The sequence below is a fragment of the Bradyrhizobium sp. CER78 genome (assembly GCF_029846235.1).
In the GTDB taxonomy this organism is placed as follows: Bacteria; Pseudomonadota; Alphaproteobacteria; order Rhizobiales; family Xanthobacteraceae; genus Bradyrhizobium.
The window spans coordinates 155945-170041 of record NZ_JARVWP010000010.1; the positions used below are offsets into that span (position 1 = coordinate 155945).

General features: G+C 61.6%; 13 protein-coding genes. 12 read left to right on the forward strand and 1 reads right to left on the reverse strand.

Going from position 1 to position 14097, the window contains the following annotated elements; translation table 11 throughout:
• Nucleotides 1-5 precede the first annotated feature (5 nt).
• A complete protein-coding gene (gene ftrA, locus QDT69_RS22590; protein WP_279708676.1) occupies nucleotides 6-1049 on the reverse strand; it encodes a transcriptional regulator FtrA in 1044 nt (347 codons plus the stop codon).
• Between the two features lie 59 nt (nucleotides 1050-1108).
• Between ftrA and QDT69_RS22595 the strand changes: the two genes are divergently transcribed.
• The 12 genes from QDT69_RS22595 (at nucleotide 1109) to QDT69_RS22650 (ending at nucleotide 14011) form a co-directional block, all read left to right on the forward strand.
• Nucleotides 1109-1864, forward strand: coding sequence for a carbon-nitrogen hydrolase family protein (locus QDT69_RS22595; protein WP_279708677.1), 756 nt, complete (start codon nucleotides 1109-1111; stop codon nucleotides 1862-1864).
• A 22-nt stretch (nucleotides 1865-1886) separates the two neighbouring features.
• Nucleotides 1887-2516, forward strand: a complete 630-nt coding sequence (locus QDT69_RS22600; protein ID WP_279708678.1) for an MSMEG_1061 family FMN-dependent PPOX-type flavoprotein — start codon at nucleotides 1887-1889, stop codon at nucleotides 2514-2516.
• A 15-nt stretch (nucleotides 2517-2531) separates the two neighbouring features.
• Complete coding sequence (locus QDT69_RS22605; RefSeq protein WP_279708679.1) at nucleotides 2532-3290, forward strand: MBL fold metallo-hydrolase; 759 nt, start codon at nucleotides 2532-2534, stop codon at nucleotides 3288-3290.
• A 780-nt stretch (nucleotides 3291-4070) separates the two neighbouring features.
• Entirely contained in the window at nucleotides 4071-4376 is a 306-nt protein-coding gene (locus QDT69_RS22610) for a hypothetical protein (RefSeq protein ID WP_279708680.1), read from the forward strand.
• A 10-nt stretch (nucleotides 4377-4386) separates the two neighbouring features.
• Entirely contained in the window at nucleotides 4387-4956 is a 570-nt protein-coding gene (locus tag QDT69_RS22615) for a DMT family transporter (protein ID WP_279708681.1), read from the forward strand.
• 795 nt (nucleotides 4957-5751) lie between these two features.
• Nucleotides 5752-7362 carry an ABC transporter substrate-binding protein gene (locus QDT69_RS22620; protein WP_279708682.1) on the forward strand — a complete coding sequence of 537 codons (1611 nt, stop codon included), beginning with the start codon at nucleotides 5752-5754 and terminating at the stop codon, nucleotides 7360-7362.
• Between the two features lie 9 nt (nucleotides 7363-7371).
• Nucleotides 7372-8289: an ABC transporter permease gene (locus tag QDT69_RS22625; protein WP_279708683.1), complete on the forward strand. Its 918-nt coding sequence runs from the start codon at nucleotides 7372-7374 to the stop codon at nucleotides 8287-8289.
• A complete protein-coding gene (locus QDT69_RS22630; RefSeq protein ID WP_279708684.1) occupies nucleotides 8286-9194 on the forward strand; it encodes an ABC transporter permease in 909 nt (302 codons plus the stop codon). The genes QDT69_RS22625 and QDT69_RS22630 overlap by 4 nt, the downstream gene beginning before the upstream one ends.
• Nucleotides 9191-10972: an ABC transporter ATP-binding protein gene (locus QDT69_RS22635; protein ID WP_279708685.1), complete on the forward strand. Its 1782-nt coding sequence runs from the start codon at nucleotides 9191-9193 to the stop codon at nucleotides 10970-10972. The genes QDT69_RS22630 and QDT69_RS22635 overlap by 4 nt, the downstream gene beginning before the upstream one ends.
• Nucleotides 10973-10974: 2 nt before the next feature.
• Complete coding sequence (locus QDT69_RS22640; protein ID WP_279708686.1) at nucleotides 10975-12198, forward strand: acyl-CoA dehydrogenase family protein; 1224 nt, start codon at nucleotides 10975-10977, stop codon at nucleotides 12196-12198.
• 205 nt (nucleotides 12199-12403) lie between these two features.
• Nucleotides 12404-12928 (forward strand): OsmC family protein, encoded by a 525-nt coding sequence (locus tag QDT69_RS22645; RefSeq protein ID WP_279708687.1) that lies wholly within the window; start codon nucleotides 12404-12406, stop codon nucleotides 12926-12928.
• Nucleotides 12929-12949: 21 nt separating this feature from the next.
• The gene (locus tag QDT69_RS22650; protein ID WP_279708688.1) at nucleotides 12950-14011 is read left to right on the forward strand and encodes an LLM class flavin-dependent oxidoreductase; all 1062 of its coding nucleotides are present in this window, start codon (nucleotides 12950-12952) and stop codon (nucleotides 14009-14011) included.
• Nucleotides 14012-14097: the final 86 nt, after the last annotated feature.

Consider the following 14097-nt stretch of genomic DNA (forward strand, 5'->3'; position numbering starts at 1 on the left):
ATAGCTCAGCGACTGTCTGCCCCGGCCTGCGAGCGGGCGGACGCCTGAAAGACAGCGCGATAGCGCACTGGACTCGTGCCGAGCCGCTGTCTGAAATGATGCCTCAGCGCTTCGACCGAGCCGAACCCCGTGGCCGTTGCGATGCCTTCGATTGGAAGCTGCGTCGCCTCGAGAAGCTCCCGGGCCCGCGACACCCGTGCCTGCACCACCCATTCGCCAGGTGTCATGCCGGTTGCTTCTTCGAACCGTCGGATGAAGGTACGGCGGCTCATTCTTGCCCGCGAAGCGAGACTGTTGATTGCCAGGTCTTGATCGAGGTGGCGTTGCGCCCACGCAAACACCGAGGCCAGCGCATCGCCCTCAGCCTTGCGAACGGGTTGCGGAATATACTGCGCTTGCCCGCCTTCGCGATGAGGTGGCACGACAAGCCGCTGCGCTACCTGATTGGCGATCTGCGCGCCATAGTCTCGTCTGACGATGTGGAGGCACAGATCGAGACCTGCGGCCCGCCCGGCTGAACTCATGATGTCGCCATCGTCGACGTAGAGTACGTTTGGATCGACTTCTATCGTTGGATATTTGCTTGAGAGCAGATCGACTTGCGCCCAATGTCCTGTGGCACGGCGTCCATCGAGCAATCCGGCCGCAGCGAGGACGAACACGCCGGCGCAGATAGATGCGATCCTCGCACCCCGTCGATGTGCACGGCGGAGCGCGTCGAGCAGCGCTGCGGATGGCGCGTCTTCGATATTTTCCCATCCTGGAACGATGATTGTGGTGGCTCGCCCCAGTGTCTTCAGGCTCGCATCGGCGACAATTCTGATGCCGTTGTTCGCAACAAGCGGCCGTCCTGGATGCTCGGTGCAAACGACGACGCGATACCAGCCAGCTCCCATATCGGTCAGGCCGAACACTTCGACGGCCATCCCAAGCTCAAAAGCGTTCACGCCATCATAGGCGAGCACGGCGACAAGTTGGTCCCGTCGCGACGGAGTTGGTTTCGGGGCGGCGCGGGTGCGGAATGGCATTATCTTAACGCTATACGGCATTCGTGCCACTGGTCAATCCGCCTCGCTCGTCACAATATCTTGGCGAGATGGAGAACACTGTGAGCTTTCGAGTAGCGACCTGGGAATTTCCCGATCGTGCTTATGAAGCAGGGGCGATGTGGCGCAGGCTCGAAAGTGAGCTTGCCAAAGCGCCCGTCGATCTCCTGGTCCTTCCCGAGCTCGCAGGCGTTGACAGCTTTTGGGAAAGTCCTGTGTTCAGTGAGGCGGTCTGGCGTCAAGCCGTTGCCACGCATGCCAGGATCTCGGACGAGCTGAAGCACCTCGCGGCGAAGCGTATCGTCGGGACGCGGGCGGTCGAGGTGGATACACGGCGGTGGAACGAGACGTTTCTTTGGAAACCGGAGATCGGTCTCGTCCGAGGCAGACCCAAGGCGTGGCTTCCCCAGCAAGAAGGTGGCTGGGAAGCCACCTGGTTCGAGCGCGGGCCACAAAGCGTGCTGCCGGTGTGGGACGGCAGACTCTGTTTCGCCGAGCTGGTGTGCACGGAGATCATGGTGAGCACCGCGGCGCGGTGCCTCGGACAGGCCGGGGTTCAGTTGATTGCGGCGCCGCGAGCGACCGGCAGCCATGCGCGCTGGGAAGTGGCGACGCGGATGGCGGCGATTGCGGCCGGCGCCTTCGTGGTCACGGCAAACCGCCGCGGCGGCAACCTCGCCGGCGGGAGCTGGATCGTAGCACCTGACGGAGATATTCTTGCGCGCACGAGCGAGGCCAATCCAATCATCAGCCTTGACATTGACCTGTCCGCGGCCGACGCGGCCAAACAGACCTATCCGCGCAACGTCAGGGATTGACTGGATTGAGGAGCCCCCTCCGATGCTCGAGGAGTTGACCTATCTTACGTCTGCCGAGGAGCTGCGGCCCCCGTATCTGGCGCCATCGGCGCTGATGCGCGCCAAGCAGCTCGACCGGCTGGATCGCCATTGCTGCAACTTCATTGCGCATGCGCCGCTTGTCATCATCGGCTCTTCGCATCCCGAGCGCGGCCACGACGTCAGCCCCAGGGGTGATGCTCCGGGGTTCGTGCATATCTTCGATCCCTATCACCTGGCGATCCCGGACCGGCCCGGCAACAACCGCCTCGATACGATGGAGAATCTCTTCGCCGATCCCGCAATCGGGCTGCTGTTCATCATTCCCGGCATCGAGGAACTGCTACGGGTCAACGGCACGGCGCGTCTCACGCGTTCGCAGAAGCTCCTCGAATCCATGTCCGTCGGCGGCAAGATGCCGAAGCTCGCCATCATCGTGAGTGTCACGGAGGCATTCCTTCATTGCACGAAGGCGCTCAAGCGCAGCCGTCTCTGGCAAGATGACCATCGGCTGGATCGGGCCAAGCTGCCGTCGCTCGGACAGATGATTTCCGATCAGGCCGCGCCTGCGGGTCTTCCTGTAAAGGACATCGAGGCGCGAATTGACGCCGACGCGCAAAAAAATCTCTATTAGCAACGGGAATGACGGATGAAGCTGCAGCTCTTGCGAAACGCAACATTGAAGCTGAATCTCGGCGTGCGGACGATCCTCATCGATCCGTTCTTCGCTCCGAAGCACAGCCGCCCTTCCATTGCGGGACGCTCACCAAATCCGCTGGTCGACCTCCCCGTGAACATCGATCAGGTCCTGGACGGCGTCGAGCTCGTTATCGTTTCTCATCTCCATTCGGATCATTTCGATCCCGTCGCGCAAAGTCTGGTCCCCAAAAGTCTGCCGATCGTCTGCCAACCCGGAGATGACACCAAGATCCGCTCTTTTGGCTTCGAAACGGTCACGCCGCTTCACGACAACCTTGTTTGGCGCGGCGTTAAGCTCACCCGACGCGAAGGTCGTCACGTCTTCGGCCCCGTCGTCGAGAAGATGGGGCCGGTCATGGGGGTCAGCGTTGAGCTGGAGGGCGAGCCGAGCCTCTATTGGGCAGGCGACACGGTCCTTTACCCGCCGGTCGAGGAGACGATTCGAAGTACCCACCCAGACATCATCGTGATTCATCCGTCCGGTGCGCTCTGGGAGAGGCAATCGATAGCTATGGATGCAGAGCAAGCCGTGACCCTCGGCAGGATCTATTCGCGCCCGATTATCGTCGCGACCCATTTGGAGGCTCTTGATCACGCGACCGTCAGCCGAGATGATCTGCGGCGCAAATTGCTCTCCCAGAACATCGCTGCCGAACGATTTCTGATCCCCTATGACGGCGAGGTGCTGACCCTCGGCGTTCCAGCTTGAGCCTTGGGCGAGAGTCTGCGCGAGCGTCAAATGCTGCCTGGAATATCAGGCTGTGAAATGGCCACTCACCAAATCGAATGTTGGTGGCGTAGAGCAGAATGGTGGAGCAAAAAGGACGACGATGTGCGATCGCCGTTCCAGCAAGTTGGGCGGACAAGAGACAGACGACATGTTGGCGCGCGCACCATTCGCGGCATTTCCTGCCCTCAAGCTGATGGAGCAGTTGGATGACGAGATGGGTTGTAATCTTTGAGGACCATCCTGAAGCCGAAAGGGGCTGGATACGGCAACGGCACTCGCAAGATCATTTTGCTTACCTTGCGCAAAATCGTGGAAGGATCCTTCTCGCCGGCGGACTACGGACATCTCCGGACGAATGGTACGGTGGCGGATTGTGGGTATTGGAAGTGAAAGATCGGAACGAAGCCGTCTCGCTCTGCGAACAGGACCCATATTTTCGCCTCGGCCTGCGACGAGGATATCAACTCTACTTATGGGGCAAGGCACCGTGCTACGGCGATGTCCAACTATAGCTCCGAAGGCTGTGCGGTCGGGCACGACTCGGATTGTTAGCAAGTCATGGCGTGGTGCGCACGTTTCAGAAGCGTGCTCATCGCACAATGCGACGGGCCACTTGGCCGTCCGCGGAAAAGAACAGTCATTTCTCGGAAAGATAGACCTCGCGTGGCCGGTGGAGAGACGTTCTCATCCCCAAGTTCGAGGCGTCATCCTGTAGCAATGCACGTTTTAATCTCAACTCCTGGACGTGAATGCACATCGATGAATGTCGTAGCCCCGCTGCTTTTTCTGGTTATGTGGAGCAGCGGTGCCATTTTCGTGAAGCTTGGCCTCATGAGTTCGTCCGTCTGGACGTTCCTCGCCATCCGCTCCACCGGCGCGATGCTCGTTCTCGCGGTCGTCCTGGCTATCGGCTTCCGATCTGATCTTCGCGCCGCGTTAATGCTGCCTCGTCGGGTCATTCTCTGGGCGGTCTTTGTCGGCGTCTTGCTGCAGGCAGGCTACCAAGGCGCGTATTTTCTGGCGATCGCTCACAAACTGTCGCCCGGCACTCACGATCATCCTTGACGCGCAGCCCTTGACGCCATTTGTCGCCCGGGAACGGACGTCATGGCCGGCCAAGGCGCTCCTGCTTACAGGATTCTTCGGATTGGTATTGGCGGTTGCCGGTACACGAGAGTTGGGCGATGGTTCGGTGCTGGGGCTTACTTTCGGGGGAGTTGCGCTTGCGGCCATTACGGTAGGGACCGCCTTGCAGAAACGGATCGGGGTCGCTGTAGCCCGCTCGATCCTGTGGCAATATATCGGCTCGGTATTGATCTTTGGCGCGATCGTAACGGTAACCGGCTGGTCCGCCACGCCAAATATCAGTTTCCTAATCTCTGCGACATGGATGATCCTGGTCGTGTCCGTTGGTGCGAACGTATTGCTCCTATACATGTTGTCGCGACATCCGGCCTCGAAAGTCGGTGTCGTATTTTACTTTGTACCGATCGTTACCTTGATCGGGGAGCATTACATCTACGGTACGTCTCACAGTGCAGAAGCGGTGATCGGGGCTGCGATCGTCGTCCTGTCCTCACTGATCTTTGCCAAGCTCGACGTCCTGCTGCCGCATCAAAGCACTCGCATGGCGGACAAATCGTAGCCGACCGAGAGGTTGTCGTGTTCCTTTGATGGCGCGGCGTCCTGTTGGCGCATTGCGACAGCAATAGTCTATCTGAGTCACATTGCGGCACTGCTTCAACCTCAATGTCCCCGGCGTCAAGGGGCACTACCGCGAGGTCTCCGAATTCACCCGTCGCTCCGGTCTCAACCTCGCCGACCGCATGCAGGAGTGGTTCGAGGCCGGAGCCTGCGACGGGTTCATGCTGCAGATCCCTTCTTCCGGGCGGCGTCGAGGACGTGGTGCACCGGCTGGTACCCGAACTGCGACACCGCAGCTTGTTCCGCAGAGAATATGACGGCTCGACTTTGCGGGATTCGCTCGGGCTGGCCCGGCCGGTGAGTTGATTGATACGGCGATGTTGGCTGATCCTGCAGAGTGCACCCGGAACATCGGTGCAGGCTTTTACTGTTGGACCAATTGGGTGAGACGGGGGTGACAGCGTCCCCGCATCACTCCCCGATCACCAGGGTATGTTCGGAGAACCGCCGTTTCGTGTCACGTCGGGGCAGCATCGGATTGTCGGCTTCGCATCGGGCTGGATCGATTTCATCCATCAACGATGCGGGATTGCGAATTATTTTTCAAACTTCGCCTGCGGACAATGTGTCAATCGTTTGCTTGTTGCGCTCACGCGCAGCCACGACTTAGATCGCACTGCAACAGAAGCGATGTCTGCAGAAAATGGCTGATGCGCCGACGTCTCCATCGTCCTGACGGGGAATGTTCGATGCGCCGGCGACGCGGGCATTGAAAAAATATGTGCAGGTGATGCGAATGAAGAACAATAGTTTGCTCGTAAACGGGATTGCCGTTGCGTTGCTGGGGATAGGCGCGGCGCAGGCCGCAGATCAGCCGATCTCCGGCGGGGCGTTGACATGGGGTGTCACGACCGAGCCATCCTGCTTCGATCCCCATCGGTCATCGCAGCAGGCTGCGTTCTTCGTCGCACGCAACTATATCGACTCGCTGATCGCGAAGAAGACCGACGGCACTTTCGCGCCATGGCTCGCCACGGAGTGGTCGATTTCAGCGGACGGCAAGGAATATACCTACAAGCTCCGCGAGGACGTCGTTTTCCATGACGGCGAGAAATTCGATGCCGTGGCGGTCAAGGCGAATTTCGACTTCATCTTCAAGCCGGAGAACGCGGCGACCGCGGTCTCTCTTTTGCAGACTTTCGATCACGCCGAGGTGGTCTCGCCCTACGTCGTGAAACTCGTTCTGTCCAAGCCGGATTCGAGCTTCCTGGAATCGACATCGAACGTGAAGCTGGGTCTGATTTCGCCGAAGGCGCTGGAGAAGGGTGATTTGTGCGGCGGGGGGCGCGCGTTGGCGGGCACTGGGCCGTTCATCTTCGAGGGCTACACGCGCGGTCAATCCGCGGTGTTCGTTCGCAATCCCGCCTACAAATGGGGACCGGGCAACGCGGCACATGAGGGGCCGGCTTATCTTGATCGCGTGACCTTTCGGTTCCTGCCCGAATATGCCGTGCGCACCGGCGCTTTGACGTCTGGACAGGTTGACCTGATCGAGGGCGTGCAGCCGACCGATGCACCGTTGTTTGCCGAGCAACCGGACTTCAAGCTGCTGACCGGGCCATCCGGCGCCAGCACCTCCTTTACGTTCAACATCAATTATACGCGTCCGCCGGCCGACGATGTCCGCGTGCGTCGCGCATTGCGCGACGGCTTCGATCTCGAGCCGATCGTCAAGCAGGTCTACCTGGGAACGGTGCCGCGTGCCTGGTCGATCATTGGGCCTGCCAATCCTGCATACAACAAGGCGCTCGTCGGCTCCTGGGGCAACGACATCGCGGGAGCTAACAAGCTGCTCGATGAAGCGGGCTGGACCGGCCGCGACTCCGAAGGGTTTCGAACCAAGGACGGCAAGCGGCTCTCGATCGAGGTCGGCTATCCCCAACCTTATGTGCGGGACAATCGTGACATCCTGATTCAGGGTGTTCAGGCGTCGCTCCGCAAGAATGTCGGCCTGGATCTGAATTTGCGGCTCATCACGGCCGGGGAGTATGCCAAGAACAACGCCAACGGCACCTGGACGATCTACCCGAACACGGACAATCCCTCTGATCCGGCGCGCGAACTCTGGGACATGCTCGGCTCGAAGGGATTCCTGTATGCCAACATCTCCAATCCGGATCCCGAGATCACCCGCCAGATCGATGAAGCGCTTGCGTCGACCGATCCCGTTCGCAAGCGGGAACTGACGGACGCGGTCCAGAAGCGTGGCGTCGATCAGGCCTTTATCGTGCCGCTGTTTGCGCCAAGCTGGTTCCTGGCGGCAAAGAGCACCGTCAACGGTTTGAGCTTCGAGGCTGGCCTCGACTCGCCGTCCAGTGCTTACGACTTCTGGATCGCAAAGAAGTAGGCCAGCTGGATGTGGTCCCGTATCATATCCAGGCTGTTCACCAGCCTGGTGGTCGCCTGGGCAAGCGTGACCGCGACATTCGTCGCGCTGCACGCTCTGCCGGGGCGCATCCAGGACATTCTTGCCGGAGACCTCGAATATCCCGGCCTGCGCGAAGCGATCGCCGCCGAATGGGGGCTGAACCGTACGCTGCCTGAGCAATATCTCGATTTCCTGTTCCGTATCTTTCGCGGCGATTTCGGCACCTCCTACGTGCTACGGCAGCCCGTGATCGAGGTGGTTGGTTCGCAACTGCTGCCGACGGTCGAGCTAGCTCTGACCGCAGGCGTGCTCGCGGTCGTGATTGCAGGCGGCATCGCGCTCCTGACCGCCGGCCGCAGCAATTTCTCGCGAGAGGTTGCATCAGTCCTCGAACTGGTGTTCGCCTCGACGCCTGTATTCTGGCTCGGCATTCTGCTGCTGATGGCATTCTCCTTCAACCTGCGCTGGTTCCCGGTGTCCGGCGCCGAGGGATGGAAGTCGATCGTCCTGCCGTCGATCACCCTGGCGCTGCCGACGGCGGGTCTGCTGACGCAGGTCCTGCGCGAGGCCATGGAGAAGACGCTCGACCAGCCGTTTGTGACGACGGTGCGGGCACGCGGCGTCGGTGAGTTCATCATCCGGTGGCGACATGTGCTGCGGCACGCTTTGCTGCCGGCAGTGACGTTGGGTGGCTGGTTGATCGGTGGCCTGCTCGGCGGCGCGGTGATCACGGAAAAGGTATTCGGCCGGCCGGGTCTCGGCACGGTGACGCTCGGCGCTGTGCTTACCCATGACGTGCCTGTGGTGCTCACAGTCGTGCTGCTTGCCGCCTTCATTCACGTCGCGGCTTCGACCCTGCTCGATATCCTCTATGTCCTGATCGACCCGAGATTGAGGGCTCAATGACCGCGCCGTCGCACCGCTCATTCGAGCAAGCCGTCCCTCTCGATCGGCCCGAAGACCTCGCCGGGTTCGAAACCTCGCTTCCAGTGATAGCGGTTCAGCGTCGTCCGCCGCTCGCGTTCATCGTCTCCGTCGCATTCGTGGTGCTCCTGATCGCTGCGGCGGCCGTGCCGTGGCTGTTCACCCACTTCGATCCGCTCGTCGGTGATTTCACCGAGGGGCTGAAGCCGCCCGGTTGGGCGCATTTGTTCGGTACGGACCGCCTCGGCCGCGATGTGTTTGCACGAACCATCTACGGCACCCGGTACTCGCTTCTGATCGGCTTCGGCGGCGTTGCCGTCGGGCTCGGTCTGGGTGTGATTCTCGGAATCATCGCCGGCCAGCGCAATCGGATCCTCGACGAATGCGTGTCGCGTCTGTTCGACATGCTGTCGTCCTTTCCTGGCGTGTTGCTCGCGATGCTGATCGTCACCTTTCTCGGCCAGGGCATGCTCAATATCGCGATCGCGGTCGGGATCGCCGGCATTCCCAAGTTCGGCCGGGTGGTCCGGGCGCAGACTCAATTGGTGCGTGACGCGGATTACGTGACACAGGCGACAGTCTATGGGCTGAGCCAGTGGCAGGTGTTTCTGCGGCACGTGTTGCCCAATGTGCTGGTCGCCATCCCGATCATTGCGACCGTCTATATCGGCAGCACGATCCTGATCGTATCGGGTCTCAGTTTTCTGGGCCTGGGCCCGCAACCACCGACGCCGGAATGGGGCGTCATGCTGGCGGAAAGCCGGGACGTCTTGCGTGTGGCGTGGTGGCCGGGCGTCTTTCCGGGCCTTGCGATCACGGCCACGGTGATTGCCTTCAGTGTGGTCGGCAACTTCCTGCAGAAGAAATTCGAGGGGCGGATGGCATGAGCACCGGTCAATCCGTGCCCGCGCAACAGGCTCCGCTGGTCGAGATTCTGGGTCTGAATGTGGGCTTTGCCGGTGCAAATGCCGATAGGTCGATCGTGATCGACGTCGATCTAACGATCCGGCCCGGCGAGTGCGTCGCATTGGTCGGTGAGTCCGGCTCAGGCAAGAGCGTGACCGCGCGAAGCCTGTTGAGCCTCGCTGGAGAGGGGGCCAGGACGACCGCCCGTCGCTTCGAGATTAAGGGACGCGATGTGCGCGGCTATCGGGAGGCCGACTGGCGCAAGCTGCGTGGAACGGTCACCGGTCTCGTCATGCAGGATGCGCTGGTCTCGCTCGACCCGTTGCGCACGATCGGACAGGAGGTCGCCGAAGTGATCTCCAGTCACAGGATTCTGACCGACCCCGGATCGATCCGGGAACGAACGCTGGACACGCTGCGCAGGGTCGGCATTCCCAATGCTGCGGATCGCGCCTTGCAGTATGCGCATCAACTCTCGGGCGGATTACGCCAGCGTGCGCTGATCGCATCGGCAATCGCCGCCAATCCCGATCTGATCATCGCGGACGAGCCGACCACGTCTCTCGACGTCACCGTGCAAGCGCAAGTCCTGCAGGTGCTCGCGGAACGAATCCGCGAAGGTGCGGGCGTATTGCTGATCAGTCACGATCTCGCCGTCGTCGCCGGAATTGCGGACCGCGTGATGGTGATGCGTGACGGCAGGGTCGTCGACAGCGGACCGACCCGCGACGTGCTGACCCGGCCACGACACTCCTATACGCGGCAGTTGATCGCGGCCGTTCCGTCGGTCCGCTCGCGCGGAGCGCGGCTCGCGTCGGCGCGAATTGGGCCCGCGGCAGTGAACGCCGCAAACGGAGATGCCGTCACGATTACGCGTGAGCCGTTGCCGGCCCGCCGCGAGGCCGGCGAGGTGGTTCTGGAGGTCGAGATGATTTCCAAGAGCTACATTTCGCCCAAGGCGACAGGGCGCGTCCGTTCGACTGTGTTGCAGGACGTCAGCTTCGACGTCAGGGCGGGCGAGGTTGTCGGCATCGTAGGCGAGTCGGGGTCGGGCAAATCGACCTGCGCCAAGATCGTTCTCGGCCTGCTTTCACCCGATCAGGGAGAGGTGCGGTTGCTCGGCGGCCCCTGGTCGGCGCTATCAGAAGCGGCGCGGCGGCCGCTCAGGCGTAAGCTGCAATATATTCCGCAGGATGCGCTCAGCAGTTTCGATCCCCGCTATCGCGTTCAGGACATGATCGCTGAAAATCTCGCGGGCCTGCCCGAGCGCAAGCAACAGCGTGAACGCATCGTTTCGCTGCTTGAGCTCGTCGGCTTGAGTGCCGAATACCTCGAACGCCGGCCGAGGTCGCTGTCCGGCGGCCAGCGTCAGCGGGTCTCGATCGCGAGGGCATTGGCGGCCGAACCCGCCCTGATCGTCTGCGACGAGCCGGTATCGGCGCTCGATATCTGCATCCAGGCTCAGGTGCTGGACTTGCTCGCGGAGTTGCAGTCGAAGCTCGGCACCGCGTTATTGTTCATCTCGCATGATCTGGGTGTGATCGAACATCTGGCCGATCGGGTGCTCGTTTTCCACAACGGTCGCGTGGTTGAGCAGGGGGCCGTCGAGGCGGTGCTCGGACATCCGCAACAACCCTACACCCAGGCGCTGCTCGCCGCAGTCCCGGATATCCAGCGTGGATTGACCGCCAGGACGCTAGCGGCCGGCGCACTCGTCGCCGGCCCTGCTAAGGGGGCAGAGGCCGCAACAGGAGGATAGCGATGACGCAGATCGATCAAGCCTGGGGCAGTGGCCCGTCGACACGATATGAAGACCTTGCGGAACCCTTTCGGCCGTTGTTCCGCTCGATCAAGGACACCACCGTCGCGCGTGATCTTGAGCGGCGCCTGCCCTATGACGAGATCAAGGCGTTGCGCGCGGCTGGCTTCACGACCGTGCGGGTGCCGGACGAGTTTGGCGGCGCCGGCGCGACGCTGCCGGAGCTGTTCAACCTGCTGATCGAACTGTCGGAGGCCGACTCGAACGTCACCAATTCGCTCCGCTCGCATTTTGGCTTTACCGAGGATGTGCTCAACTCGGCCGATCCGACGCACCGCGAATTGTGGCTGCGCCGCATCGGCGAGAAGACCCTGTTCGGTAATGGGCACAGCGAGGTCGGCGACAACAAGCTGCAGGCGTTCTCGACCACTGTTTCCAGCAGGGACGGCCGGCTGGTGCTCAACGGCAGGAAATACTACACGACCGGCACGCTGTTCGCTGACTGGATCAACATCGCGGCCCAGCATGAGAATGGCGAACCGGTCGGTGTCGTCGTTTCCCGCCATTCGCCCGGGGTCGAGGTGCTCGACGATTGGGACGGCTTTGGCCAGGCGCTCACGGCGAGCGGCACGACGATATTCAAGGATGTTCCCGTCGAGGGTAACCAGGTCATTCCGGTGACCGCACGGTTCAAATATTCCAATCCGTTCTACCAGCTGGTCCACCTTGCAACACTCGCGGGCATTGGGCGCGCCGCGGCCAATGACGTTGCGCGCCTGGTCAAGCAGCGGACGCGGGTTTTCAGCCACGGCAACGCCGATCGCGTAGCGGCGGACCCCCAGATACTTCAGGTGGTAGGCAGGGTACGCGGCAACGCTTATGCGGCCGGGGCAATCGTGCTCAAGGTCGCCGAGGCCTTGCAGCGCGCCCATGAATCGCAGCTCTCTCGTGATGAGGAACGAATTGCCGCCGCCGTCGCCATCGCCGAGCTCGAACTCGATCAGGCCGTCACGGTTGTCTCAAGCCTGATCCTGGAGGCGACCACGATCTTCTTCGATGCCTTGGGTGCATCATCGGCAGCGCGCGATCTGGCGCTTGATCGCTACTGGCGCAATGCGCGGACAATCACCAACCATAACCCTCGCGTTTATCGGGATCGCATCGTCGGTGATTTCGCGGTCAACGGAACGCCTCCGCCGGGCCAATACCGGATCGGCACGGCGTAAGACGGCGGCATGCTGCGTCGCTTGCCGAGCGACGCGCCTGTGACTGCGACGGTTTTCCTTCACACTGGTTAAGCCGTGGAACGAATGTGTTGTCGGTCCAACCTGCGAGGCTCTGTTCATCGCTTTTGTTGTAGCTCGATTGATAAGCAGGCCGTGCGGCCTCACAATTTGGCCGTCGCGGCTTACTCAGGCGGAGGGACTTACGATGAGCTTCAAGTTCAAGGACGTGTTCACCGGAACCCAGGCTGCATTGGGCGTAGACCCGGCGCAGGCTCAGGCCGCGTTCCATGCGCAGTCGCGCCTCGGTGACGGTGTCAATAGCGCTGTTTCAATCCGCCAGTTTCATGTCGCCGTGGACGAGCCTCCGGGCCTTAGCGGGAATGACACCGCGCCGAACCCGGTCGAATACGTCCTGGCTGCATTGGGCTCCTGCCAGGAGATCACCTACCGGCTCTATGCGGACGCGCTCGGTATTCCGCTTGATGGTGTCTCGGTTCGTCTCACCGGGACAATTGATCTGCGCGGCTTCTTCAACGTGCAACCAGACATCAGAGCGGGCTTTCAGGGGATCGAAGCCGAGGTGATCCTCGACAGCTCAGCCTCGCAGGCGGAGCTGGAGCGTCTCAAGCAGGTCGTCGACGCCCATTGTCCGGTGCTCGATATCCTTCGCAATCCGACGCCTGTGCAGCTTTCGTTGCGGCGGGGATCGTTGAGCGCGGCGGCCGAGTGATTGGACCGCGAGGTTTCGAGCATGACGTTACCCTTGCGATTTGGCGTATGGGCACTCACCCATGGCAGCTGGGCCTCCCGACATCATCCCACCGATCCGCCCGATGCGTCATGGAAACGCGTTCGTGCCCAGATTTTGCAGGCCGAAGCGCTCGGGTATGAATCCACGCTGCTTGCGCAGCACATCATCCATCCGAGCGGTGACGACCAGGATCTGCTCGAAACCTGGACCGGCGCGGCCGCGCTTGCCGCCCTGACCGGCCGGATCGAGCTGATTGCCGCGATCAAGCCCTTGCTGGTGCACCCGGTCGTGCTCGCGAAGATGGCGCTCCAGATCGAGAATATCAGCGAGGGGCGGTTCGGCATCAATCTGGTCAATGCGTGGTATCGACCGGAGCTGGAGCGCTCGGGAATTGGCTTTCCCGATCATGACGATCGCTACGCCTATGGGCGGGAGTGGGTCGAGATTTTCGAGCGGCTGACATCTGGCCACCGGGTGGACTTTCACGGCCAGCACTTCAATGTCGACGCCTACCAACTCCGTCCGCGCGACCAGTTTCGGCCACGGCCGGCGATCTATCTTGGCGGCGAGTCGGAGGCGGCGCGGATGCTCGCAGCCCACGCGGCGGACGTCTATTTCATGAATGGACAGCCGCTCGAGGACATCCGAGTCCTTGTCCAGGATGTCGCCCGCAGGCCACGTGTCGGACCGCCCATCCGCTTCGGGATGTCCGCCTTCGTCATCGCACGCGACACGGATGCCGAAGCGGAGGCCGAGCTGACGAAGTTGTTTTCCATCGCGGAGCAGGACAAGCCGACGCGCGCCCGGCTCGTGGCGAATGCGGATCCCGAAGCGCAGATGTTCAAGACCGCGGCCAAGGAGGCGAGAGTCGGGACCAATGGCGGCACGTCGGCACGGCTGGTCGGAAGCTACGACACCGTTGCCAGGCGCATCGTTGAATTCAACGCAATTGGTGTCGAACTCTTCATGCTGCAATTCCAGCCGGTCGACGAGAACATGACGCGCTTCGCCGAGCACGTGATCCCGCGCGTACGACGCTTGCAGGCCAAGGCCGCAGCCTAGACGATGCGACACGCGGCTGATCTCGTTCGCGTGCGTCCTTGCATCTTACCGATCCAAACGTTTTTCCGCCCCGCACTGCGTTGGCA